Source organism: Actinoplanes campanulatus, assembly GCF_014647795.1.
Lineage (GTDB): Bacteria > Actinomycetota > Actinomycetes > Mycobacteriales > Micromonosporaceae > Actinoplanes > Actinoplanes campanulatus.
Window position 1 is genome coordinate 24,270 of record NZ_BMPW01000010.1, and the last position, 21,277, is coordinate 45,546.

General features: G+C 70.5%; 22 protein-coding genes and 1 tRNA gene. 12 read left to right on the plus strand and 11 right to left on the minus strand.

Going from position 1 to position 21,277, the window contains the following annotated elements; all coding sequences use genetic code 11:
• Nucleotides 1-138: 138 nt before the first annotated feature.
• From IEZ13_RS46625 to IEZ13_RS19990, 3 genes are all read right to left on the minus strand, one after another.
• Nucleotides 139-771, minus strand: a complete 633-nt coding sequence (locus tag IEZ13_RS46625; RefSeq protein ID WP_229794808.1) for a C40 family peptidase — start codon at nt 769-771, stop codon at nt 139-141.
• Between the two features lie 404 nt (nt 772-1,175).
• Nucleotides 1,176-1,763 carry a DUF4352 domain-containing protein gene (locus tag IEZ13_RS19985; RefSeq protein ID WP_183226449.1) on the minus strand — a complete coding sequence of 196 codons (588 nt, stop codon included), beginning with the start codon at nt 1,761-1,763 and terminating at the stop codon, nt 1,176-1,178.
• A 151-nt stretch (nt 1,764-1,914) separates the two neighbouring features.
• Complete coding sequence (locus IEZ13_RS19990; RefSeq protein ID WP_183226450.1) at nt 1,915-2,877, minus strand: NAD(P)H-quinone oxidoreductase; 963 nt, start codon at nt 2,875-2,877, stop codon at nt 1,915-1,917.
• Between the two features lie 67 nt (nt 2,878-2,944).
• Between IEZ13_RS19990 and IEZ13_RS19995 the strand changes: the two genes are divergently transcribed.
• Nucleotides 2,945-3,029: transfer RNA gene (locus tag IEZ13_RS19995), tRNA-Ser, on the plus strand.
• 345 nt (nt 3,030-3,374) lie between these two features.
• Here the strand turns inward: IEZ13_RS19995 and soxR are convergent.
• On the minus strand, nt 3,375-3,818 hold the full coding sequence (soxR, locus tag IEZ13_RS20000; protein ID WP_183226451.1) for a redox-sensitive transcriptional activator SoxR: 444 nt from the start codon (nt 3,816-3,818) through the stop codon (nt 3,375-3,377).
• Nucleotides 3,819-3,865: 47 nt separating this feature from the next.
• On the opposite strand from soxR, the gene IEZ13_RS20005 reads away from it, so the two are divergent.
• Nucleotides 3,866-4,582, plus strand: coding sequence for a thiamine pyrophosphate-dependent enzyme (locus IEZ13_RS20005; RefSeq protein WP_183226452.1), 717 nt, complete (start codon nt 3,866-3,868; stop codon nt 4,580-4,582).
• A complete protein-coding gene (locus IEZ13_RS20010; protein WP_183226453.1) occupies nt 4,579-5,448 on the plus strand; it encodes a transketolase family protein in 870 nt (289 codons plus the stop codon). The genes IEZ13_RS20005 and IEZ13_RS20010 overlap by 4 nt, the downstream gene beginning before the upstream one ends.
• On the opposite strand, the gene IEZ13_RS20015 is transcribed toward IEZ13_RS20010, so the two are convergent.
• Nucleotides 5,445-5,861 (minus strand): hypothetical protein, encoded by a 417-nt coding sequence (locus tag IEZ13_RS20015; RefSeq protein WP_183226454.1) that lies wholly within the window; start codon nt 5,859-5,861, stop codon nt 5,445-5,447. The two genes, IEZ13_RS20010 and IEZ13_RS20015, sit on opposite strands and share 4 nt — an antisense overlap.
• A 108-nt stretch (nt 5,862-5,969) precedes the next feature.
• On the opposite strand from IEZ13_RS20015, the gene IEZ13_RS20020 reads away from it, so the two are divergent.
• A complete protein-coding gene (locus tag IEZ13_RS20020; RefSeq protein WP_183226455.1) occupies nt 5,970-6,377 on the plus strand; it encodes a PH domain-containing protein in 408 nt (135 codons plus the stop codon).
• Here the strand turns inward: IEZ13_RS20020 and IEZ13_RS20025 are convergent.
• Nucleotides 6,370-7,281, minus strand: a complete 912-nt coding sequence (locus tag IEZ13_RS20025) for a rhomboid family intramembrane serine protease (protein WP_183226456.1) — start codon at nt 7,279-7,281, stop codon at nt 6,370-6,372. The two genes, IEZ13_RS20020 and IEZ13_RS20025, sit on opposite strands and share 8 nt — an antisense overlap.
• Before the next feature lie 22 nt (nt 7,282-7,303).
• Entirely contained in the window at nt 7,304-7,828 is a 525-nt protein-coding gene (locus IEZ13_RS20030) for a peptidylprolyl isomerase (protein WP_183226457.1), read from the minus strand.
• A gap of 167 nt (nt 7,829-7,995) precedes the next feature.
• On the opposite strand from IEZ13_RS20030, the gene IEZ13_RS20035 reads away from it, so the two are divergent.
• Nucleotides 7,996-8,517 (plus strand): hypothetical protein, encoded by a 522-nt coding sequence (locus IEZ13_RS20035; RefSeq protein WP_183226458.1) that lies wholly within the window; start codon nt 7,996-7,998, stop codon nt 8,515-8,517.
• A gap of 2 nt (nt 8,518-8,519) precedes the next feature.
• On the opposite strand, the gene eccB is transcribed toward IEZ13_RS20035, so the two are convergent.
• The 3 genes from eccB to IEZ13_RS20050 all read right to left on the minus strand — a co-directional run bounded on the left by eccB (nt 8,520) and on the right by IEZ13_RS20050 (nt 12,191).
• The gene (gene eccB / locus IEZ13_RS20040) at nt 8,520-9,851 is read right to left on the minus strand and encodes a type VII secretion protein EccB (RefSeq protein ID WP_183226459.1); all 1,332 of its coding nucleotides are present in this window, start codon (nt 9,849-9,851) and stop codon (nt 8,520-8,522) included.
• Nucleotides 9,852-9,900: 49 nt separating this feature from the next.
• Nucleotides 9,901-11,016: a magnesium and cobalt transport protein CorA gene (locus IEZ13_RS20045; protein ID WP_183226460.1), complete on the minus strand. Its 1,116-nt coding sequence runs from the start codon at nt 11,014-11,016 to the stop codon at nt 9,901-9,903.
• An 80-nt stretch (nt 11,017-11,096) separates the two neighbouring features.
• Nucleotides 11,097-12,191, minus strand: coding sequence for an aminotransferase-like domain-containing protein (locus tag IEZ13_RS20050; protein ID WP_183226461.1), 1,095 nt, complete (start codon nt 12,189-12,191; stop codon nt 11,097-11,099).
• Nucleotides 12,192-12,312: 121 nt separating this feature from the next.
• On the opposite strand from IEZ13_RS20050, the gene IEZ13_RS20055 reads away from it, so the two are divergent.
• From IEZ13_RS20055 to IEZ13_RS20065, 3 genes are all read left to right on the plus strand, one after another.
• Nucleotides 12,313-13,044, plus strand: coding sequence for a phosphocholine cytidylyltransferase family protein (locus IEZ13_RS20055; protein ID WP_183226462.1), 732 nt, complete (start codon nt 12,313-12,315; stop codon nt 13,042-13,044).
• A complete protein-coding gene (locus IEZ13_RS20060; RefSeq protein WP_183226463.1) occupies nt 13,032-14,093 on the plus strand; it encodes an iron-containing alcohol dehydrogenase family protein in 1,062 nt (353 codons plus the stop codon). Before IEZ13_RS20055 ends, IEZ13_RS20060 begins: the two co-directional genes overlap by 13 nt.
• Before the next feature lie 256 nt (nt 14,094-14,349).
• Nucleotides 14,350-14,985, plus strand: coding sequence for a CDP-alcohol phosphatidyltransferase family protein (locus IEZ13_RS20065; RefSeq protein ID WP_183226547.1), 636 nt, complete (start codon nt 14,350-14,352; stop codon nt 14,983-14,985).
• A 133-nt stretch (nt 14,986-15,118) separates the two neighbouring features.
• On the opposite strand, the gene IEZ13_RS20070 is transcribed toward IEZ13_RS20065, so the two are convergent.
• Nucleotides 15,119-16,294 carry a glycosyltransferase family 4 protein gene (locus IEZ13_RS20070; protein WP_183226464.1) on the minus strand — a complete coding sequence of 392 codons (1,176 nt, stop codon included), beginning with the start codon at nt 16,292-16,294 and terminating at the stop codon, nt 15,119-15,121.
• A 24-nt stretch (nt 16,295-16,318) separates the two neighbouring features.
• On the opposite strand from IEZ13_RS20070, the gene IEZ13_RS20075 reads away from it, so the two are divergent.
• From IEZ13_RS20075 to IEZ13_RS20090, 4 genes are all read left to right on the plus strand, one after another.
• Nucleotides 16,319-17,179: an Fpg/Nei family DNA glycosylase gene (locus IEZ13_RS20075; protein WP_183226465.1), complete on the plus strand. Its 861-nt coding sequence runs from the start codon at nt 16,319-16,321 to the stop codon at nt 17,177-17,179.
• Nucleotides 17,180-17,356: 177 nt separating this feature from the next.
• Nucleotides 17,357-18,919 carry a sugar transferase gene (locus IEZ13_RS20080; RefSeq protein ID WP_183226466.1) on the plus strand — a complete coding sequence of 521 codons (1,563 nt, stop codon included), beginning with the start codon at nt 17,357-17,359 and terminating at the stop codon, nt 18,917-18,919.
• Between the two features lie 263 nt (nt 18,920-19,182).
• A complete protein-coding gene (locus tag IEZ13_RS20085; RefSeq protein WP_183226467.1) occupies nt 19,183-20,382 on the plus strand; it encodes a sensor histidine kinase in 1,200 nt (399 codons plus the stop codon).
• Nucleotides 20,383-20,434: 52 nt separating this feature from the next.
• Nucleotides 20,435-21,166, plus strand: a complete 732-nt coding sequence (locus IEZ13_RS20090; protein ID WP_183226468.1) for a LytR/AlgR family response regulator transcription factor — start codon at nt 20,435-20,437, stop codon at nt 21,164-21,166.
• Nucleotides 21,167-21,277: the final 111 nt, after the last annotated feature.

Here is a 21,277-nt window from a genome sequence, read left to right on the forward strand (position 1 = left end):
ACATCCGACCGGGTGTGTGCGGCCGAGATCCCCGCGCCCGGTTGCGATCGGCTGCCGTGAGGCATTCGGTGGCCACAGCGAGTCGGCACCCGTCAGACCGGCGGGTGCTGACTGCTGTACGGGCACGGATCACCGCCGTCAGCCCAGCCGCGCGACACTGAGCCCCCGGTAGAGCTTGCGGTACACCACCCCGGTACGGCGGTTCCCCGCGTCGATCATCATCCCGTCGCCCATGTAGATGCCCACGTGTCCACGGCCCACCACCAGGTCGCCGGGGCGGGCCACCGAGCGGGAGACGGACCGGGCACGGCGCGCCTGGGCACCGGACGAGTGCGGCAGACGGTAACCGGCCCGGGCGTACGCGCGCTTGGTGAACCCGGAGCAGTCGAAGCCGCCCGGCCCCTCACCGCCGCGGACGTAGCGCTTGCCGACCTGGGACTTGGCGAACGCGACCACCGCCCGCAGGCTCCCTCGGTCACTGGCCGTCTGCGGCCGCCGCTCGGTGGCGCCGCGGATGTTCTTGGGGGCCGACCGCGGCATCCGGGCCCGGACGGTGCGCGCTTCCCGGGCCACCGGGCGCTCGACCGTGCGGGCCACCAGCCGGACCACGGTGGCCGCCGGGCGGCGCACACCCGGCGCGGGACCCACGATCCGCCGCGGGAGCGTTCGCGAGGCGCGTTCGGCGTTCGCCCGGCGGTGCAGGAGGCCGGCGTGCACCGGCCCGGGCACGGTGCTCGCGTCCGACCCGATCTCGCGTGGAACGACGGCCACGAACTGCTCGATGCCAGCCGGTCGGGTGTGGAGCCCGCCGGACTGCGGGCGCTCCGCGAGTTCCGGTGTGGCCGGCAGGCCGCTTGGTGCGGTGACCGTCTCCGGGCCGTGGTCGACGGAGTCTAGGGCCGGTGCGATGACGGCCAGCGCGAGCGCGCCGACTGCCAGGACCCGGCGGGTGGACGTACCGTGCAGTGTTGCCTCCGAAATTGGCCCGGGGCACTCACGCGAATCCCATCCGAACGTGGCCGATGCCGCTGGTCACGTTTGTGCCGCCGTCGAAGGTGGGCAATGGGAACCCGGACAACCATGCGTATTCCGTGGACCATGCCAACACAACATCGAATCCGCCGGGGCGTGATTCACATAATTGATCCTCCATCACGAACTGGTCGGCGCGGTGTTCAGCTCGGATCCGGCAGTGTCACGCGTACGCCCGGAGTGGACCGCCCGCCGCCGAGGGTGGCCGCACTGAGCCGCGCGTCCACCGGCACGTCGAAGGGCAGGACGCCGGCCACGGTCTGGCCCGGACCGATCCGGTCGAGCAGGGCCGGACTGCGATCGTTGAGAAACACCGCGGCCTGTTCCGCGACGGCGTAGGCTTCGCCGTTGGCGTCGTGAACGCGCTGCGCGCCACTGTCGAACAGCTCCGGTTCCCGGCCGTTGTTCGTCACGATGACGTCGAGCAGGCAGAACTGGCCCGTGGCCCGCTGTTCCAGGCCGCTCGGGCCGACCGAGGACACGCCGCACCGCAGTCCGGTGGGGGCGACGGTGAACTGAGCGGTCGGGGGTGCGCCCGCGAGGACGCCGGTGACCGTCGCCGCCGGGCTGGTCGCCACCGCCCACGCCCCGAAGGCGACCAGCACGGCCGAGACGGCGACGCCGCCGGCGATCCAGGACCGGCTACTCCGCCGGTGGGGGCCCGCGTCCCAGTCGTCCTCGATCGACGGCAGATCCCGGGCCGGAGCGGAACGATGCGGTGCGTACGTCACGTGTCCCCCAGTGGTTCGGATACGGGCGCGGCCGGGGACCGGCCGCGCTGTCCGTCCATGCTGGGATCGCCGGACCGCGACACGCTGGCGACTCGCCGCATATCCTGACTAATCGGTCATACAGCTCCCGATCGGTCACTCGTACGGGTGGTCAGCGTTGCAACAGAATCTTCCCGAAGTGGTCGCCGGACTCCATCAGCTCATGCGCCCGCGCCGCCTCGGCCAGCGGAAACGTGCTGTTGATGACCGGCTTCACCAGCCCGGCGGCAACCAGCGGCCACACCTGGTCCCGGACACCGGCCACGATCCGCGCCTTGTCCGCCGCCGGACGGGCCCGCAACGACGTCGACGACACCCGGCCCCGCTTCGCCATCAACTGCCCGAGATCGAGCTCGGCACTCCGGCCGCCCTGCATCCCGATCACCGTGATCCGCCCCTCCGGCGCGAGCACCTCCACGTTGCGGGCCAGGTACTTCGCGCCGATGATGTCCAGCACCACATCCGCGCCACGGCCGCCGGTGTGGTCCAGCACCGCCCGTACGAAATCGTGGTTTTGATAGTCGACGGTCAGCGCGGCGCCCAGCGCACGCAGCCGCTCGTGCTTGTCCGCCCGCGCCGTCACCAGCACCGACGCGCCCAGCGCCACACCCAGCTGCACCGCGAAGGTGCCGATCCCGCTGCCGCCACCGTGCACCAACAGCGTCTCGCCGGGGCGGAGCCTGTCCCGATCCACCACGTTGGACCACACCGTGCAGGCCACCTCGGGCAGCGCCGCCGCCTCGACCAGCGACAACCCGGCCGGGACCGGCAGCAGCTGCCCCACCGGGACGGCCACCCGCTCGGCGTAGCCACCACCGGCGAGCAGCGCGCACACCCGCTCACCCACGTGGTGCCCGGTCACGCCCGGCCCGAGCGCACTGATCACCCCCGAGCACTCCAGCCCCGGAAACTCCGGCGCACCCGGTGGCGGCGGATAGAACCCCTGCCGTTGCAGCACATCGGCCCGGTTCACCGCGGACGCCGTCACGTCGACGACGACCTCCCCGGCGCCGGCTTCCGGATCCGGCACCTCAGCCCAGCTCAGACCCTTGTCCTCGATCACGATCGCGTGCATGGGGCCGACTCTGCCCCACCGGTACGACAAGAACCAGAGGCGGGTGGCAGACTGGAGCGGCACTACGGGAGGGCTCGCCTAGTGGCCGATGGCGCCGGTCTTGAAAACCGGTAAGGGGAAACTCTTCGTGGGTTCGAATCCCACGCCCTCCGCTCGATCATGAGCAGCAATAACCCCCGCCGACCTGCACGAATGCAGGAAGACGGGGGTTTTCTGTGTGAGACGCCGAGTTTCACTCGATCTCGCTCCGGACCGCTCGATCTCGCTCGTCGCGACCATAGTGCGACCACGAAGCCAGGCAGCCTCACGTCACGCGGTGGGCCATTCCTCCCTGTTCAGCGCCGCTTCAACGCGACGGCGGGCCGCTTCGTCTTGGCCCTCGAGGCCGGCGCACACGATGGCAGCGTCGTGGTCGCCGACGTGGCATACAGCCATGCTGGCCACGCACGCGACGTCGTTCGTGTGCGGTCACCACGGCTTCGATCGCCGGGCGGCGGTCACTCTGTTGGCGGGTTGAGGATCATCTGGGGGCCGGCGCCGCTGACCGCGAGACGGTCGCTCGGGTTGACCAGCTTGCAACGTTGCAGCGACAGGCAGCCGCAGCCGATGCAGCCGCTGAGCTGGTCACGGAGGCGTTCCAGTACGCCGATCCGCTCCTGGAGGCGGTAACGCCAGCGGGCCGAGAGCCGGGACCAGTCGGCCTTCGTGGGGGTTCGGTTCTCCGGCAGGGAGGCGAGCGCCTCGCGGATCTCGTCGAGCGAGACCCCGACCTGTTGGGCGATCTTGATGAAGGCGACCCGGCGCAGTTCGGCCCGGTCGTACCGTCGCTGGTTGCCGCTGGTGCGGGAGGCGTGGATCAGGCCCTCCCGCTCGTAGAAGCGCAACGCGGAGGGCGCCACACCGCTGCGGGCGGAGAGTTCCCCGATGGTGAGGTGCTCCATCCCCACTCCCTTGAGTTGAAGTGAACTTCAAGTTGCAGTCTATGCACATGAAGCTGCTCAGCCGAGTGACCGCCGACGTCAAACACACGCCCAGCGCGCACTCCACGCTGGACGTCCTGTGGGTTCTCTACGATCGTGTGTTACGCATCACCCCGGAGACGGTCGACGCGCCGGACCGGGACCGCTTCCTGCTCTCCAAGGGTCACGGGCCGGCCGCCTACTACGCGGTGCTGGCCGCCAAGGGGTTCATCCCCGAGGAGTGGCTCGACGACATGGGCGGGTGGGACAGCCCGCTCGGCCACCACCCGGACCGGGTGCTGATCCCGGGCGTCGAGATCGGCACCGGCTCGCTGGGCCACGGGCTCGGCCTCGCCGTCGGCACCGCGCTCGGGCTGCGGGCACAGGGATTCCTCGACACCCGGACGTTCGTGCTGCTCGGCGACGCGGAGCTGGACGAGGGATCGAATCACGAGGCGATCGCGTACGCGGCCGCGATCCGCCTGCCGATCACCGCGATCGTCATCGACAACCGGTCCGCGACCCACGGAGGGCCGGGCGAATGGTCCGGGGCGCCTACCGGGAGCAACGCACACAGTGACGTTTCCGGCCAGGGCAACCAACCGCGCGCCGGACTATACGCAGGAATCCCTGTCCGGTTCCCGAACTGGAGCGTGTCCGTGGTGAACGGGCGGGATCACGACGAGATCAAGCGGGCCCTGCGGGTCGTTTCCGACCGGCCGCGCCTGGTGGTGGCGTCGGTATGAGGGAGACGTTCATCGACACGACCACCGCGATCCTGGACGAGGACCCGCGTACCGCCCTGGTGGTCGCGGACATCTCGGCGGCGTCGTTCACCGCGGCGCGGCGCCGGCACCCGGACCGGGTCTTCAACGTCGGCATCCGGGAGCAGCTGATGGCCGGGGTGGGCGGCGGGCTCGCGCTCACCGGGATGCGGCCCTACCTGCACTCGTACGCGCCGTTCCTGATCGACCGGGCGTACGAGCAGATCAAGCTCGACCTCGGGCACCAGGAGACGGGCGCCGTGCTGGTCAGCATCGGCGCTTCGTACGACGCCGCGGCCGAGGGCTACACCCACCAGTCACCGGGTGACGTGGCGCTGCTGGACACCCTCGACGGCTGGACCGTGCACGTGCCCGGGCACCGCGACGAGGTGGCCGCGCTGCTGCGGGCGGCGGCCCGGCACGACGACCGCGTCTACGTGCGCCTCTCCACGCAGGAGAACGCCCACGCCCACCCGGACGCCGGTGGCCTGCGGGTGCTGCGCCGGGGTGGGCCGCTGGTGGTGGCGGTCGGGCCGATGCTGGACCCGGTGCTGGAGGCGACTCTCGGGATGGACGTGACGGTGGCGTACACGAACACGCCCCGGCCGCTGGACACCGACGGGCTGCGGGCGCTCGTCGAGGGTGAGGTGGTGGTGGTCGAGCCGTACCTGGCCGGCACCTCGGCGCACCTGGTCGGCCAGGCGCTGAACGGGATGCCGCACCGGGCGCTGCACCTGGGCGTGGGCCGGGCCGAGGTCCGCCGCTACGGCGACTGGCGGGACCACGCCCGCGCGCACGGCCTGGATCCGGCCGGGCTACGCCGCTCGATCAGTGCGTTCCTGCTCTAAACCAGGGCGGGCTTGTTCACGAACGTGTCGCGGAGCAGTTGCTCGACGCGCCACACCGTGTCGGAGTCGCCCAGCCGCATCCGGAGCCGCTCCCGGACCCCGTCCATCGCGGTGAAGGCCAGCTCGATGCCCGGCTTGGACAGGTCGAGCCGCCAGGTCACGTTGCTCACCTGGCGCAGGTGGGCGTTCAGGTGCAGGCGGGTCCGGTGCAGCGGCCGGGTGTCCTGGGTGACGACCATCCGGCGCCGGGTCAGCAGCAGGAACCAGTCGCCGGAGAGCGGCGCTCCGGGGCGGACACACCGGGCCACCAGGATGGCGGGATCGTCCGGGTCCACACAGTTCCGGAAGATCGGCAGGTGCTGGTTGGCGCCCGGGAGGGCCGCGGCGTGAAACGTACTGGCGAACACGTCCATGCAAGTGTTAACGGAAGATGAATGAGCAAGGAGTCGGCCGTCGCCACTGAATATCGAATTACAGCGGTAGCTCCGATTTAATGCTGATCATTCTGGGATAGTGGTGCGATGCAATGGCGCGCCAAACCGGCCCTCCCGGCCGCAAAATTGATCACCGCGGGCGCCGTGCTCGCTCTCGCCGCCGGGTTCGCCGGGGGTGACCCGTCACGCTGGGCGGTCGCCGCGGTCACCGCGGCGATCCTGGTCCTCTGGGCGATCCGCGACCTGGTGGTGCGGGTCCGCCTCACGGCGGACGACGAGGGCATCACGGTGGTCACCGGAGTCGCCCGCCGCCGGCAGGTGCCCTGGGCGAAGATCGAGAGGGTACGGGTGGATCGCGCCCACCGGCGAATCCTCCGCGGCGCCCTTCTGGAGATCGACACCGGCGACGCCATCTACATGCTCGGCGCGAACGAGCTGGGCGCCGACCCGGACGACGTGGCCGCCCAGCTGGCCACCCTGCGCCCCGTCAGCTGAGCAGCGACGCGGTCCGGGCGATCGCGGCGGCCACGATCAGCGCCAGGATGACCGCGCAGCCGGCGGCCTGCTTGATGGACCTGTGCGGCTGGTGGGAGTAGGCCAGCACGACGGCCGTCGCGCCACCCGCCACCAGGCCGCCGAGGTGCCCGGCGATCGAGATGTTCGGGATGAAGAAGGTGTAGATCAGATTCATGATCAGCAGCGATGTGAACGCGCTGTTGTCCTTCACCAGCCGGCGATTGATCACGATGGCACCGACGACCAGGCCGAACGTGGCCGTGGAGGCGCCGGCGGACGCCTGGTTGGCAGGCTGGAAGACGTAGGCCGCCACGTTGCCACCCAACCCGCCCAGCAGGTAGAGCGCGGCGAACCGCATCGGGCCGAGCTGGGCCTCCAGATAGCGGCCGACCTGGGCCACCAGCATCATGTTGAGCAGCAGGTGCACCACGCCGTAGTGCAGGAACATGGCGGTGACCAGCCGGTACCACTCGCCCTCGGCGACACCGTGGATCTCGCCGCCGTAGATGGCGTGGCCGAGCACCGCACCGAAGTCGGTGAGCGGGGTGCCGCTGCCGAGCAGGCTGCCGAAGCCGCCCCCGCCACCGCCGATGATGGCCCGCGGGCCACCGAGGACGGCCGAGGCGATCATGACGAGCGAGTTGACCGCGATGATGGCGGTCGTGACATAGCCCAGCTGGCCGGCGCGGCTGCCCCCGAAGGCGGTCCGCGCCGACCGCTGGCTGCGACGACCCTCCTTGACGCACTCGGGGCACTGGTGGCCCACGACCGCGTCGTTCATGCAACTGGTGCAGATCGGACGGTCACAACGACTGCAACTGAGCAGGGTCTTCCGGGACGGATGGCGGTAGCACACCGGTGCCGTCGACGGAGCCTCACTCATGACCCAAAGGTACCTTGAGCGCTCAGTCCCGCGAGATCTCCACCCGCTGAATGACGACGTCCTCACGGGGACGGTCACCGGGGCCGGTCGGAGTGTTCGCGATCGAGTCGACGACCTTGGCGGACTGCTCGTCGGCCACCTGGCCGAAGATCGTGTGCCGGCGGTTCAGGTGCGGCGTCGGCGCGACCGTGATGAAGAACTGCGAGCCGTTGGTGCCCGGTCCCGCGTTCGCCATGGCGAGCAGGTACGGCCGGTCGAAGAAGAGCTCCGGGTGGAACTCGTCGCCGAACTGGTAGCCGGGGCCGCCACGGCCGGTGCCGGTCGGGTCACCCATCTGGACCATGAACCCGGCGATGACCCGGTGCGAGATGGTGCCGTCGTAGTACGGCCCACTGCCCGGCTGATTGGTGCGCGGGTCCTTGTATTCCTTGGTGCCTTCGGCCAGCTCCACGAAGTTGCGAACGGTCGCCGGGGCGTGATCCGGGAAGAGCTGGACCCGGATCGCGCCGTGATTGGTGTGAAGGGTGGCGTAAAGGTTCTCGGCCACGGGTACTCCCGTCTGCGGTGATGGGCTTATCTCGTGCAATTCGGATCCTCCCCCATGTCGTGGATCCGGTCGCGCGGGGGTACCCGAGAAGGCAACATGGCTGGAGAGACCACAGGAGGTGGGCACTGGTGTTCGCAACCATTCGCCGTCGGAGCCGGAGGGCTCGGATGCGCAACGAGCTCGGGCAGAGTGTGGATCACTTCAAGCGCGCAGCCACGATCGCGGCACATGAGACCAGCGCGACCGTCGCACCCACGATCAATGCCGCCCGGGACAAGGTCCAGCCGGCCGCCACGGCCGCGCGGGACGCCGCCACACAGAGCTGGGACAGCGCGCTCGCCGCGCTGGTCGCCGCGTCGGAGAACGTCCGGAACGCCGGCAAGACAGCCAAGAATTCCAGCCGCAAGGAGATGAAGCAGGCCCGCAAGCTACAGAAGAAGGCCGACAAGGCGGTCGGGCACAAGAAGAGGCGGGGCGGCCAACTGGCCGGTTGGGCGCTGCTCGGCACCGCGATCGGGATCAGCGCCGCGTACCTCGTCCGCCGTCGCCGTGAGGCGCAGTGGGCGGAGTACGAGCCCGGCCCGCATTCCGGCGGGGCCGACGACGCCGCTTTCGAGCCGATGGAGCCGACCGTCTACACGACGTCCAACGGCACCGTGTCGGATCAGACCAAGCAGACCCCTCGGTAGCGCTACGACTTGGCGGCCCGGACCGGATCCAACGCCGGTCCGGCCGGCAGGTAGGCGATGAACTGGGCCGGAACGCGTACCGGGCGGGCGCTCGAGTACCCGAGCCGGCCCAGCAGTTCGCGGCTCGCCAGCGGATAGAACCGGCCCGCGTCGGTGACCAGGCTGACCGTGCCGCTGCCGGCCGGGGCGTCCGGTGATCCGGCCGCCTCGACCAGCGCCCCCTTGCCTCGGGCGATGTGCACGAGGTCGACCCGGGCGCCGGTGCCGGGCGCGCTGCCGGCCGGGTAGGTGCTGTTCACCCGCAGGGTGTCGCCGGTGGCGGCGATGCACGCGCTCTTCGGGGCCTCGGCCAGCGTCGGCACTCCTGCCGGCAGGCCGTCGGCGAACCGGCTCGTCCCGGTACGCGACTCGGGCAGCTCCAGGAACTCGGCGCCCACGGTGACCGGCGCCGACAGGTTGTAGACGGCGGCCAGCAGCCGCGCCTGCATCACCGTCAGCGGCACGATGCCGTCCGACAGCACCAGCGCGAAGGTCTTGCCGTCCGCGGTGAGCACCTGTCCCACCCTGCGGCCGGTGACCGCCGTCGAGGCCCGCCGGAAGTTCGGGATGACCGGGGCGTCCAGGTCGGGACCGGCCGGGACGGCGTCGACCCAGGCCGCGGAGACCTGCCAGGGGCGGGTGCCGTACCACCCGAGGGCCCGCTGGACGGCGTCCACCCGGGCGGCCGGGATCAGGAACCGCTTGCCGCCGTGCACCAGATGCGTACGCCCGGCGGTGTCCCGAACCAGCAGCCCGGCCGTCGGAGCGGTGCCACCCGCCGGGGCCGTGCCGATCAGCAGGGTGCTGCGCGGGCGCCCGCCGGACGTGTCGGTGCAGACCGACCAGGCGCCGGTGATCAGGTCCCCCGAGGCGGGCAGGGCGTCCGGGGCGTTCGGGATGCCGAGCGGCGCGCCGAGCGGCACCTTCGCCAGCTCGTCGGCCGGGACCGTCTTCAGCTGCGGCGGGTTGCCGGTGGCCAGCAGCAGGCCGGAGGTGTAGTTGAGCACCGGATGCAGCCTGCCGTCGGCGGGCAGGTAGACATACCTCGCTCCGGTCTTCTTCTCGACCAGCACCGAGGTGGCGTCGGTGGCCTTCGCCATGGTGTGGCCGTTGAACAGCCCGTACGCCGCGAAACCGCCCACCGCGAGCGCCGCGACCAGCAGCCCGATCAGGGCCGTGACACCGGCCCTGCGCAGCGGCGAACGATGCGGGTCCGGGTCATGCGACACCAGCGCCGCCACCACACGCTGCACCGAGTACTGATACGAGTGCAGCTCATCCTGACGCGACGGCACCCCGACACTCTAGGGGTTCCGGGCAATTCTCGTGGGGCCCTCGTGGGGCTCAAAGCCAACCGTTGCGCCGCAGCGCCCGGTAGAGCAGCACGGTGACGCCGGACAGCAGGGCGATCAGGGCCGGGTAGCCGTACCGCCAATCGGTCTCCGGCATGTAGTCGAAGTTCATGCCGTAGACCCCCGCGAACGCGGTCCAGACCGTGGCGATCGCGGCCCACGAGGCGATCTTGCGCATGTCGTTGTTCTGGTCGACGGTCACCTGGGCGAGCCGGGCCTGGAGGATCGAGTTGAGCAGGTCGTCGTAGGAGGAGACCTGCTCGACCGTACGCGTCAAATGGTCTTGAACGTCCCGGAAGTAGCGCCGGATCTCCTTGGGCACCACGCCCTGGCTCGACGTGATCGAGGCGAGCGGCCGTTGCAGCGGCACCACCGCCCGGCGGAACTCCACGAGCTCCCGCTTGAGCTGGTAGACCTGCTGGATCGGGGCGCTGCGCTCGCGGGAGAAGACGCCCTCCTCGATGATGTCCAGGTCGGCCTCGACCTCGTCGGCCACCTCGAGGTAGTGGTCGACGACCCGGTCGGTCACCGCGTAGGCCACCGCCCACGGGCCCTGCTCCAGCAGCACCGCCCGCTGGCTCTCCAGGTCGGCCCGGACCGGCGCCATCTCGGACGCGTCCCCGTGCCGGACCGTGATCACGAACTGCTCGCCGATGAAGATCATCATCTGGCCGGTCTCGACCACCTGGGAGCTTTCGGTCAGCTCGGTGTGCGGCACGTACCGGGCGGTGCGCAGCACCAGGAAGTGCACGTCGCCGAACTGCTCCAGCTTGGGCCGCTGCTCCGCCTTGACCGCGTCCTCCACGGCCAGCTCGTGCAGGCCGTAGGTGCTGGCGATGGCGGCCATCTCCGCCTCGGACGGCTCGTGCAGGCCCAGCCAGACGAAGGCGCCGTCCCGTCGGCGGGCCTCGGCCAGCGCCTGGACGGGAGTGAACTCACCGGGCATCCGGCGGCCGTCCGCGTACACCCCGCAGTCCACCACCGAGGTCGGCTCGCCGGTGTCCGCGGCGCCGGGCTCGGTGTGCTCGCCGTTGTTCAGCAGCCCGCGCATCCGGGCCGCCCAGGCGGCGCCCAGGGGCCGGCCACGGGTCCAACTGCGTTCCGTCATGCCAACCTCCCCCGGCGACGACAAACCAACCGAGGGTACCCACGCCGGGTGGACGACGGCCCACCCGGCGTGCGGGTCCGTCAGCCGCGTACCTCTTCGATCGCCTCGGCGATCCGGCGCACACCCTCGTCGATCTGGTCGACGGTGACCGCGGAGTACGCCAGCCGCAGCGAGCTCTTACCGCCCTCGAGCAGGAAGTCGCTGCCCTTCACGACCGCGACGCCCTTCTTCATCGCGGCCGGGAACAGCTTGTCCACGTCGACGTCCGACGGCAGGTCGACCCAGAGGAAGTAACCACCGTCCGGCTCGGTGAAGGTGGCGCCGGGGATGTGCTTGCGGATCGACTCGGCCAGCACCCGGGCCCGTTCGCCCAGCGCCGCGCTGACCGTCTGGACCGACTCCTCGATGTCGCCGGACACACAGAACTGGTGGACGATCGCCTCGGACACCATGCCCGGAGAGATGTAGAGGTTGGTGGCCTTCTTCGCGATCGCGTCGATCAGCGCGGCCGGGCCGACCAGGTAGCCGACGCGGACGCCGGGGCAGACCGTCTTGGTGAAGCTGGAGGCGTGCACGACCAGGCTGTTCGAGTCCAGCGACAGCATCGAGGGCAGCGGCTCGCCACGGAACCGGATGTCCACGTACGGGTCGTCCTCGAAGATGATGAACTCGTACTGCTCGGCCAGGGCGAGCAGTACACGCCGCTTCTCCTCGGAGAGCGTGACACCGGCCGGGTTCTGGTAGTTCGGGATGATGTGCGCCAGCTTCGGCCGCACCCCGGACTCGAGCAGCGCGCGCAGCTCCTCGACGTCGATACCGTCCGGCTGGACCGTCACCTGGTGCACCTTGGCGCCCAGGTTCTGGAGGTTGAGCAGCGTCCGGTCGTACGTCGGCTTCTCCACCACGACGTCGTCACCCGGCTTCACCAGGTGGCCGAACAGGAAGGCGTCCGCCTGGAGCGAGCCGTTCGTGACGATGACCTGGTCCGGGGAGACGTTGTGCTTGTCGGCGATCCACTTCCGCAGCGGGAGGTAGCCGACGGAGGTGCCGTACGCGGTCACACCGGCCGGGTCGGCGTCGAAGGCACGGGCGGCGGCGGCCTTCAGGCCCTCCACGTCGACGATGTCCAGGGAAGGGGCTCCACGGGCGAAGGAGATCAGCTGCTCAGCGGTCATGCCCATCAGCTTAGAAGCCGGGTCTATACCATTTCCCCAGCGGCCCTCGCGAGTCCTACGGATGGGACACCTGCCGCTATCCTCGCTGGGCACCCCTCACATCGCTGGAAGGAACCACCCCATGATCGGTCTGGTACTCGCCGCCGGGGCCGGGCGCAGGCTTCGCCCGTACACCGACACGCTCCCGAAGGCGCTGGTCCCCGTTGACGGGGAGACCACGATCATGGACATCTCGCTCCGGAACCTCGCGGCCGCCGGCCTCAAGGACGTGACCATCGTCGTCGGCTACTGCGCCGGCGCGGTCGAGGAGCGCGTCGAGGGCTTCGAGCAGAAGTACGGCGTGAAGATCTCCCTGGTGCACAACGACAAGGCCGAGGAGTGGAACAACGCCTACTCCCTGTGGCTCGCCCGGGACCACTTCGCCCAGGGCGCGCTCATGGTGAACGGCGACACCGTCCACCCGGTCAGCGTGGAGCACACCCTGCTGGCCGCGCGCGGCTCGAGCATCCTCCTCGCCGTAGACACTGTGAAGAAGCTGGCTGACGAGGAGATGAAGACCATCTTCAATGAAGATGGACAGCTCACCAAAATCACGAAGCTGATGGACCCGGCCGAGGCGTACGGCGAGTACATCGGCGCCAACATCATCGAGCCGGCCGCGGCCGGCAAGCTGGCCGACGCGCTGAAGGCGACCTTCGAGCGCGACCCCAACCAGTTCTACGAGGACGGCTTCCAGCTGTACGCGGACCGCGGCGGCGAGGTCCGGGCCGCACAGATCGGCGACGTGCCCTGGGTCGAGGTGGACAACCACGAGGACCTGGCGAAGGCCCGGGACATCGCATGCCGCTACTAGCCCGTAGCGTCCAGACCCCGCTGCACATCGAGGTGCGGCGGGGCGCGGTCGCCGACCTCGGCAAGATCCTCGCCGACGGCCGGATCTCCTCCGGTGGCGAGGTCGCCGTGGTGGTCGGGCCGGGCCTGGGCGAGAAGGTCGTCGACCTGCTCCGCCCGTCGCTCACCTCGGCCGAGATCTTCGTGACCGGCGGCGGCACCCTCGACGCGGCGCTGGAGCTCTCCGGCAAGCTGCGCTCCGGCCACTTCGACGCGGTCGTCGGCATCGGCGGCGGCAAGACCGTCGACACCGCCAAGTACGCGGCGAGCCGCTGGGGCCTGCCGATGGTGTCGGTCGCGACCAGCCTCGCCAACGACGGCATCGCCTCGCCGGTGGCCAGCCTGATCAACGACGGCATCAAGGGGTCGTACGGGGTGCACATCCCGTTCGGCGTCGTCGTCGACCTCGACTTCGTGGAGAACGGGCCGGAGCTGGTCAACCGGGCTGGCATCGGCGACGTGATCAGCAACATCAGCGCGCTCGCCGACTGGGAACTCGCCCGCCGGGTCCGCGGCGAACCCGTCGACGGCCTGGCCGCCTCCCTCGCCCGAATGGGCGCCGAGGCGGTGCTGACCATGCCCGGCGACATGTCCGACGACGCGTTCGTCACCGTCCTGGCCGAGGCGCTGATCTCCAGCGGTCTGGCGATGGCGGTGTGCGGCAGCAGTCGGCCGTCCAGCGGCGGCTGCCACGAGATCATGCACGCCATCGACTCGCTCTTCCCGGCCACCGCCTCACACGGTGAGCTCGCCGGGCTCGGTGCGCTGTTCTGCACCTTCCTGCGCGGCGACGAGCGGCGGCTCAAGCAGATGTCCGACTGCCTGCTGCGGCACCAGCTTCCGCGTACGCCGTCCGACGTCGGGCTCGACGTCGAGCAGTTCGTCCAGGCCATCGAGTTCGCGCCGCGGACCCGGCCGGACCGCTACACCATCCTGGAACACCTCGCCATGACGCCGGAGCAGACCCGGCAGAAGCTGGCCGAATACAACGATGCCCTCGCGACCCTCTGAGTCCGGCCACGGCGCCGGTCACCCTCCCGTCGAGGGTGGCCGGCCGCCGACGGCCCGGTCCGCTCCGGTCAATCCCACCCGGATCGACAATCCCGCGCCGTCTCCCGCCACCGGGCCGCCCGGACCTTCCGGCAGACCCTTCACCGGTACGCCGAACGCCGGCTCTCCCGGGCCTTCGGGCAAACCCTTCACCGGTACGCCCACCGCCGCCGACTACTACGCGGTCAACCGTGGCGGCGGCCTCTTCAGCGAGGCGATCAGCCAGCGCATCGGCGCGCGGATCGCGGTCAGCGCACACAAGCGCCGCCTCACGCCGACCGTGCTGACCATCCTCAACCTGGGACTCGGCTGCCTGACGTCGTTCATCGTCATCGCGGCCGCCGGCCCGGTCGCCGACGGCCGCGTCTGGGCCGCGCCGATCGGCCTGCTCGCGCTGATCGGCTGGCAGATGGCGTACGCGTTCGACTGCTCCGACGGCCAGCTGGCCCGGGTCACCGGGCAGAGCAGCCCCGCCGGTGGCCGGCTGGACGTGCTCTGCGACGTGGCCGTCCAGGCGTCGCTGGTGGCCGCGCTGTCCGCGACCGCCGCCGCCCAGGAACCGGACACCCCGGCGTGGCTGCTCGCCGCCTTCGCCGCCACCTGGATGGTCAACCTGGTCACCTCGGTCATGCAGACCGGCAGCCAGGCCGCCAGCATGGTGACCGGCAGGTCGCTGCCGATCCGCGCGGCCAAGCTGGTCCGCGACTACGGCGCGGTCATCGCCCTGGCCGGCGTGGTGCTCACGGTGGCACCCCAGTTCGCGGTGTGGTTCGTCGCCCTCTTCACCCTGATCAACGGCGGTTTCCTCGCGGCAAGCATCGCCTTCGCCGGCCGAGAGTCCCTAAAGGCCTGAGCCGAGCCCACACAATCCCCCACCCGTGCGCGCCCACTCACGCGACAACCGCAGCCCGCGCACACGGGGAGGGGAGCGTGTGACGGCGGCGGGCGTTTCGGTGGGCGCGGGCTTCCTCGTACCGGGGATGGGGTTATTTGTGGGCGTGGCGGGACATGTCCTCGTAGATGGAGATCAGGCGGGGTGTGAGGACGTCGGGGTGGAAGTGCTGCTGGTAGCGGGCACGGGCGGCGACCGCCGCGGCGGGGGCGCCGGCCCGGGCCAGCGGGAGCGCGGCGGCCAGGGCGGCGGGGTCGGGCTCGGCCAGCCAGCCGGCGGCGTCGGGACCGCTACCGACCATGTAGGGGATGCCGCCCACCGCGGTGCCGAGGACCGCGCGGCCGGTGGACATCGCCTCCAGGATCACCGTGGGCAGGACGTCTTCCCAGGTGGGGACAGCGATCACCACGGCTGAGTCACGGCGGGCCGCGGTCATCCCGGCCCGGTCCAGCGGGCCCAGGTAGGTGACGTCGGACCGATCCCGGTCAGCCTGCTCGGCGAGCGGCCGAAGTTCGCCGTCACCGGCGATGCGCAGGGTGCCGAGGCTGCCGTCGGGGTGCCGTCGCCAGGCGTCGAGGAGCAGGCCGAGGCCCTTCTCGGGGGACAGCCGGGCGCCGTAGAGGAAGCCTTCGCCCAGCGGTGCGGGGGTGCCGGGGTCAGGCAGGCCGTTCGGCTTGATCACGATGCGGTCGTCCGGGATGCCGTAGTCGGCCAGGTGCGCGGCGATCTTGTCGGTGAGGGCGATGTAGCGGTCCACCGAGCGCCAGGTCGGCCGGTGCACGGCCAGCGTGGTCGCCATGATCGCGCTCTGTGCCGCCGAGCCGCGGTAGCAGCGGTTCTTGACCGCCGGCCAGCCGAGCAGCTTGCCGCGGCAGTCCTGGCAGTTGTGCCCGTCCCGGAAGTACAGCCCCGAGGAGCAGACCTGCCGGTAGTTGTGCACGGTCTGGACCACCGGGACGCCTTGCGCGTGGGCGGTCCGGATCACCCACGGCGAGAGCAACGGGTACGGGTTGTGCAGGTGCAGCGCGTCCGGCTTCTCCGCGGCCAGCAGTGCGGCCAGGTCACGTTGGGCCTCGGCTCCGTAGACCGGCGAGATCGGGAGCAGCGCCTTCCCCGCCAATGACAGCGAGCCGATCGAGTCGGAACTGCGCTGGAACGGCACCACGTCGACCCCGGCCGCCCGGAGCTGACCGATCTCCGTGTCGACGATGACGTTCTCGCCGGAGGGGATCGCCTCGCGGTACCGGTTGTGCGCTACCACCACCTTCATGCCGGCAAACGCTACCGTGAGGGAATGCCCGAACTCCCCGAGGTCGAGGCGCTCGCGGCATACCTGCGCGAGCGGGCCGTCGGCCACGCCGTGCAGCGCTTCGAAGTGGCCTCGTTCAGCGCCCTGAAGACCTACGATCCGGCGCCCACCGCACTCGCCGGCATGCCGCTGACCACGGCCGGCCGGCACGGCAAGTTCCTCGACGTGGGCCTCGGTGACGACCTGCACCTGATCGTCCACCTGGCCCGGGCCGGCTGGCTGCACTACCGGGACTCGTTCAAGTCGCCGGCCCCGCTCAAGCCGGGCAGCGGGCCGATCGCGGTCCGGGTGCGGCTGGACGACGGCTCCGGGTTCGACCTGACCGAGGCCGGCACCCAGAAGTCCCTCGCCGTCTACCTGGTGCGGGACCCGGCCGAGGTGCCCGGCGTGGCCCGGCTCGGCCCGGACGCGCTGGCCGTCTCCCGGGACGAGTTCGCCGAGCGGATCCGCGGCCGCAACGGGCAGATCAAGGGTGTCCTGGTCGATCAGGAGGTGCTCGCCGGGATCGGCAACGCCTACTCCGACGAGATCCTGCACGCGGCCAAGTTGTCCCCTTTCGCACTTACCGGAAAGCTGACCGACGAGCAGATCGACACGCTCTACGCGGCGATGCGGGAGATCGAGACCGACGCCGTCGAGCGGTCGGTGGGGCAGAAGGCCGCTGAGCTCAAGGGCGAGAAACGAGCCGGGATGCGGGTCCACGCGCGAACCGGCCTGCCCTGCCCGGTCTGCGGCGACACGGTCCGGGAGGTGTCCTTCGCCGACAAGAGCCTGCAGTACTGCGCGACCTGTCAGACCGGCGGAAAACCGCTGGCTGATCGACGGCTCTCCAAGCTGGTGCGGTGATCCTGCCACGAAATCATCACTGTGCGTACATGTAAGGATTGCGGCCGCAACGTCACCTTCTCTCCGGCCGATCCATCGGTATAGTGGCCCGGTCCATGGCAACCGTTGTGACGCGAACGGGTAGCGGCGGACCCGCCGACGATCCCAAGGTCGTGGCGGTGCGTAATCTTTTTCCGGATGCGGGAGGACGTAGGCGAAGTGACTACTAGCCTGCATCGCCCATCTACCGACAACAGCAGCCGGAGCAAACCCGTGCGGTACGAAAGCTTCGAGTGGCAGGAACAGCCACCGAGCAACGGGGTGCCCCGCAACGTCTGGAGCCGCACGAGCCGTCGCCTCTCCCGTTGGCACCGGCCCTACACGTTGGCTCTGATCGTGCTCGACCTGCTCTCGGTGGTCGGCGCCAGCTACATCGCCAGCTTCCTCGAGAAGTCGCGGGCCGGCTTCTCGACCTCCGAGTCGTTCCTCCTCTACGCCTACATCGTGCTGCCGCTCGGCTGGCTGCTGGTGCTCTGGACCAACGGCACCTACGACCGCCGTTACCTGGGGCTGGGCAGCGAGGAGTTCAAGCGCGTCGTCCGCGCGTCGGTCACCGTCGTGGCCTGCGTGTCGCTGCTGGCGTTCGCCACCAAGGCCGACCTGTCCCGCGGGACCGTCGCCACCGTGTCGCTGAGCGCCCTGCTGCTGATCCTCATCTGCCGGGTGACCGCCCGGCAGTTCCTGCACTTCGCCCGGCGCAGCACCGGGCACGGCGCGCACCGGATGGTGCTGGTCGGCACGCTGCCCGAGGCGCTCGAGGTCTACACCGCGGTCACCCGCAGCCCGGCCGCCGGCCTCATCCCGGTCGCCATCCACCTCACCGACGGCTACGCGGCCGCCCGCGGCATCGAGACGCCGGTCCCGGTCTACGCCGGACGGGACGTGCTCTCCCTGGTCCGCGAGGTCGGCGCCGACACGATCGCGGTCTGCGGTTCGGCCAGCGCCGAGCCCGGTGAGCTCCGCCGCCTGGCCTGGCAGCTGGAGGGCACCGGCGTCGACCTGGTGGTCGCGCCGCAGCTCACCGACATCGCCGGGCCGCGCGTGCACATCCGCCCGATCGAGGGTCTGCCGCTGCTGCACGTCGAGGAGCCGACGCTCTCCGGCCCCGGCTGGCTGGTCAAGAACCTGATGGACCGGGTCGCGGCGGGCCTCGGCCTGCTGATGATCAGCCCGATCCTGGCCTTCATCGCCCTCGGCATCCGCCTCTCCGACCCCGGTCCGGTCTTCTTCCGGCAGACCCGGGTCGGCCACGACGGCCGCACCTTCCGGGTGTGGAAGTTCCGGACCATGTACGTGGACGCCGAGGAGCGCAAGGCCACGCTGGACGAACTCAACGAGTCCGACGGCATGCTCTTCAAAATGAAGCAGGACCCCCGCATCTTCACCTTCGGCGCGAAGCTGCGGGCCACCTCGATGGACGAGCTGCCCCAGCTGATCAACGTGCTCAAGGGTGAGATGTCCCTGGTCGGACCGCGCCCGCTGCCCGCGGACGACGGCGACTACCTGGGCGACGTCCGCCGGCGTCTACTGGTCCGCCCCGGCATGACCGGCCTGTGGCAGGTGAGCGGCCGCTCCGACCTGTCCTGGGACGAGGCGGTCCGGCTGGACCTCTACTACGTCGACAACTGGTCCCTCACCTACGACCTGAGCATCCTCTGGCGCACCATCTGGGTGGTCCTGAAGCGCAAGGGCGCGTATTAAGCCTCCGGGCGTCGAGACCTCGAACCTTCAAGATCAAAGGCTTGGGGTCGTAGCGGGGTGGTGGGTGCGGACCGTCGCTCCCGCCGAGGGCCCGGCACGGCTCGCTGGCCGCTGACGCGTCCATGACGCGAGCCGCGCCGTGCGACGTGCGTGAGTGGTCGCGCTCCAGAACCCCGTGTCCGTCATGGAGGCCATACTGCCACCGGGGTACGACACTTTTTCGGGGATGGCGCGGCGGGCGTCCACGCGTCAGGATCTGTCCCGTGGCGGGTCAGATCGGAAGCGCGGTGGCGGTCGTCGCCGTGCTGGCCGCGCTCGCCGCCGCGGTGGTCGCCGTCCTGCGCCTGCGGGCCCGGCGGGGCATCGCCACGGCCATGCAGCGGGCCACCTACGACGTGCTGCACACCGCCTCTCTCGCCGCCGAACCGCTGCGTGCCGGGCTTTCGACAGCATCCGCGGGGAAGGCGATCCGGCATCTGCGGGTGCTGGTCGGCGCGGTGGGGCTGGCGATCATCGACGGGACGGACTGCCTGGCCTTCGACGGGCGGGGTGGGCACCACACCGAACAGTTCGCGGCGGCGGCCCGGCGGGCCACGAGATCGCAGCGCTCGGTCGTACTCAATGGGTCTGATCTGGTTTGTGACCGGGTGGACTGTGTGGTCCGCGGCGCCGTGGTGGCGCCTCTGACCGGGCCCGCCGGTCAGGCGGACGCCGCGCTGGTCGCGGTGGCCGACGAGCCGCCGGCGCCGGGCCTGGTGCAGGCGACGCTGGAGACCGCCCGCTGGGCCGGATCGCAGCTTGCGCTGGCCGAACTCGACTCGTCGCGGGAGCGGCTGGCGAGGGCCGAGGTGCGTGCGCTGCGCGCCCAGATCAGCCCGCATTTCATCTACAACGCGCTGACCGCGATCGCCTCGTTCGTGCGCACCGACCCGGAGCGGGCCCGGGAGCTGATCCTGGAGTTCGCCGAGTTCACACGCTATTCGTTCCGGGCGCACGGTGAGTTCACGACGCTCGCCGAGGAGCTGCGCAGCATCGATCGCTATCTGACCATCGAGCGGGCCCGGTTCGGTGACCGGCTCCAGGTGCGGTTGCAGATCGCGCCCGAGGTGCTGCCGGTCGGTCTGCCGTTCCTGTGCCTGCAACCGCTGGTGGAGAACGCGGTCCGGCACGGCCTGTCCCGAAAGCCCGGCGTCGGTATGGTGAGCATCGAGGCGCGCGACGCTGGTGCCGAGTGCCACATCACGGTCGAGGACGACGGGGTCGGCATGGATCCGGCGGTCTTCGGGCGGGACGGTTCGGAGAGTGAGGACGGGCAGCACGTCGGCCTGGTCAATGTGGACGAGCGGCTGCGTTCGGTGTTCGGTGACCACAACGGCCTGATCGTGGAGACGGCCCCCGGAGCGGGTACGAAGGTGAGCATGCGGGTGCCGAAGTTCCATCCTCAGGTCCGGGCGTCGCAATGAGCGAGCTTGCGAGCAAATCATGCCGGCGCCGGAGCGCAGCCGAGGTGACGGCATGAGCCTCGTGGTGCTGGCCGTCGACGACGAGCCTCCGGCGCTGGACGAGCTGGCGTACCTGTTGAACGCGGACGGCCGGGTGGCGCACGTGCACCGGGCCGGCGACGCCACCGAGGCGCTGCGGGTGCTGCGCGACACCGAGGTGGACGCGGTCTTCCTGGACATCCGGATGCCCGGCCTGGACGGCATGGAGCTGGCCCGAATCCTGCGGCGGTTCGCCCAGCCCCCGGCCATCGTGTTCGTGACGGCGTACGACGACGGCGCCGTGGACGCCTTCGACCTGGGTGTCACCGACTATGTGCGCAAACCGGTCCGGGCCGAGCGGCTCGGCGAGTCGCTGCGCCGGGTGGCCGGCCTGCGGTCGGTGCCGCCGCCCCCACCGGACGAGCCGGCCATCCCGGTCGAGCTGGCCGGCACCACCCGGATGCTGCCGCGTTCGTCGGTGCGCTGGGTGGAGGCGCAGGGCGACTATGCCCGCCTGCACACCGGGGACGCCTCGCATCTGGTCCGGGTCTCGCTCGCCACGCTGGCCGAGCGCTGGGCGAACGCCGGTTTCGTCCGCATCCACCGGTCCTATCTGGTGCAGCTGCGCCTGGTCACCGAGCTGCGGCTGACCGGTTCGGGCTATGTGGTGGCGGTGGACGGGGCGGAGTTGCCGGTCAGCCGACGGCACACCCGGGAGCTGAAGGACCGGCTGATCCGCGCGGCGAAGCACGACTGGACCCGTTAATCCACACGGTTATCCACAGCCCCACAGCTTTCTCCACAGAGTTATCCACAGGCTTCCGCGGTATCTCACCAATTCCTGCCAATCACTGTCCGGTCCCGGGCGCACCGGCGT

Excerpts from the sequence above, each read along its gene's own strand:
- IEZ13_RS19990 (WP_183226450.1), bottom strand. The coding sequence starts at position 2,877 with ATGCACGCGATCGTGATCGAGGACAAGGGTCTGAGCTGGGCTGAGGTG.
- soxR (WP_183226451.1), bottom strand. The coding sequence starts at position 3,818 with ATGGAGCACCTCACCATCGGGGAACTCTCCGCCCGCAGCGGTGTGGCG.
- IEZ13_RS20005 (WP_183226452.1), top strand. The coding sequence starts at position 3,866 with ATGAAGCTGCTCAGCCGAGTGACCGCCGACGTCAAACACACGCCCAGC.
- IEZ13_RS20010 (WP_183226453.1), top strand. The coding sequence starts at position 4,579 with ATGAGGGAGACGTTCATCGACACGACCACCGCGATCCTGGACGAGGAC.
- IEZ13_RS20015 (WP_183226454.1), bottom strand. The coding sequence starts at position 5,861 with ATGGACGTGTTCGCCAGTACGTTTCACGCCGCGGCCCTCCCGGGCGCC.
- IEZ13_RS20020 (WP_183226455.1), top strand. The coding sequence starts at position 5,970 with ATGCAATGGCGCGCCAAACCGGCCCTCCCGGCCGCAAAATTGATCACC.
- IEZ13_RS20025 (WP_183226456.1), bottom strand. The coding sequence starts at position 7,281 with ATGAGTGAGGCTCCGTCGACGGCACCGGTGTGCTACCGCCATCCGTCC.
- IEZ13_RS20035 (WP_183226458.1), top strand. The coding sequence starts at position 7,996 with ATGCGCAACGAGCTCGGGCAGAGTGTGGATCACTTCAAGCGCGCAGCC.
- IEZ13_RS20045 (WP_183226460.1), bottom strand. The coding sequence starts at position 11,016 with ATGACGGAACGCAGTTGGACCCGTGGCCGGCCCCTGGGCGCCGCCTGG.
- IEZ13_RS20050 (WP_183226461.1), bottom strand. The coding sequence starts at position 12,191 with ATGACCGCTGAGCAGCTGATCTCCTTCGCCCGTGGAGCCCCTTCCCTG.
- IEZ13_RS20055 (WP_183226462.1), top strand. The coding sequence starts at position 12,313 with ATGATCGGTCTGGTACTCGCCGCCGGGGCCGGGCGCAGGCTTCGCCCG.
- IEZ13_RS20060 (WP_183226463.1), top strand. The coding sequence starts at position 13,032 with ATGCCGCTACTAGCCCGTAGCGTCCAGACCCCGCTGCACATCGAGGTG.
- IEZ13_RS20070 (WP_183226464.1), bottom strand. The coding sequence starts at position 16,294 with ATGAAGGTGGTGGTAGCGCACAACCGGTACCGCGAGGCGATCCCCTCC.
- IEZ13_RS20075 (WP_183226465.1), top strand. The coding sequence starts at position 16,319 with ATGCCCGAACTCCCCGAGGTCGAGGCGCTCGCGGCATACCTGCGCGAG.
- IEZ13_RS20080 (WP_183226466.1), top strand. The coding sequence starts at position 17,357 with ATGCGGGAGGACGTAGGCGAAGTGACTACTAGCCTGCATCGCCCATCT.
- IEZ13_RS20090 (WP_183226468.1), top strand. The coding sequence starts at position 20,435 with ATGAGCCTCGTGGTGCTGGCCGTCGACGACGAGCCTCCGGCGCTGGAC.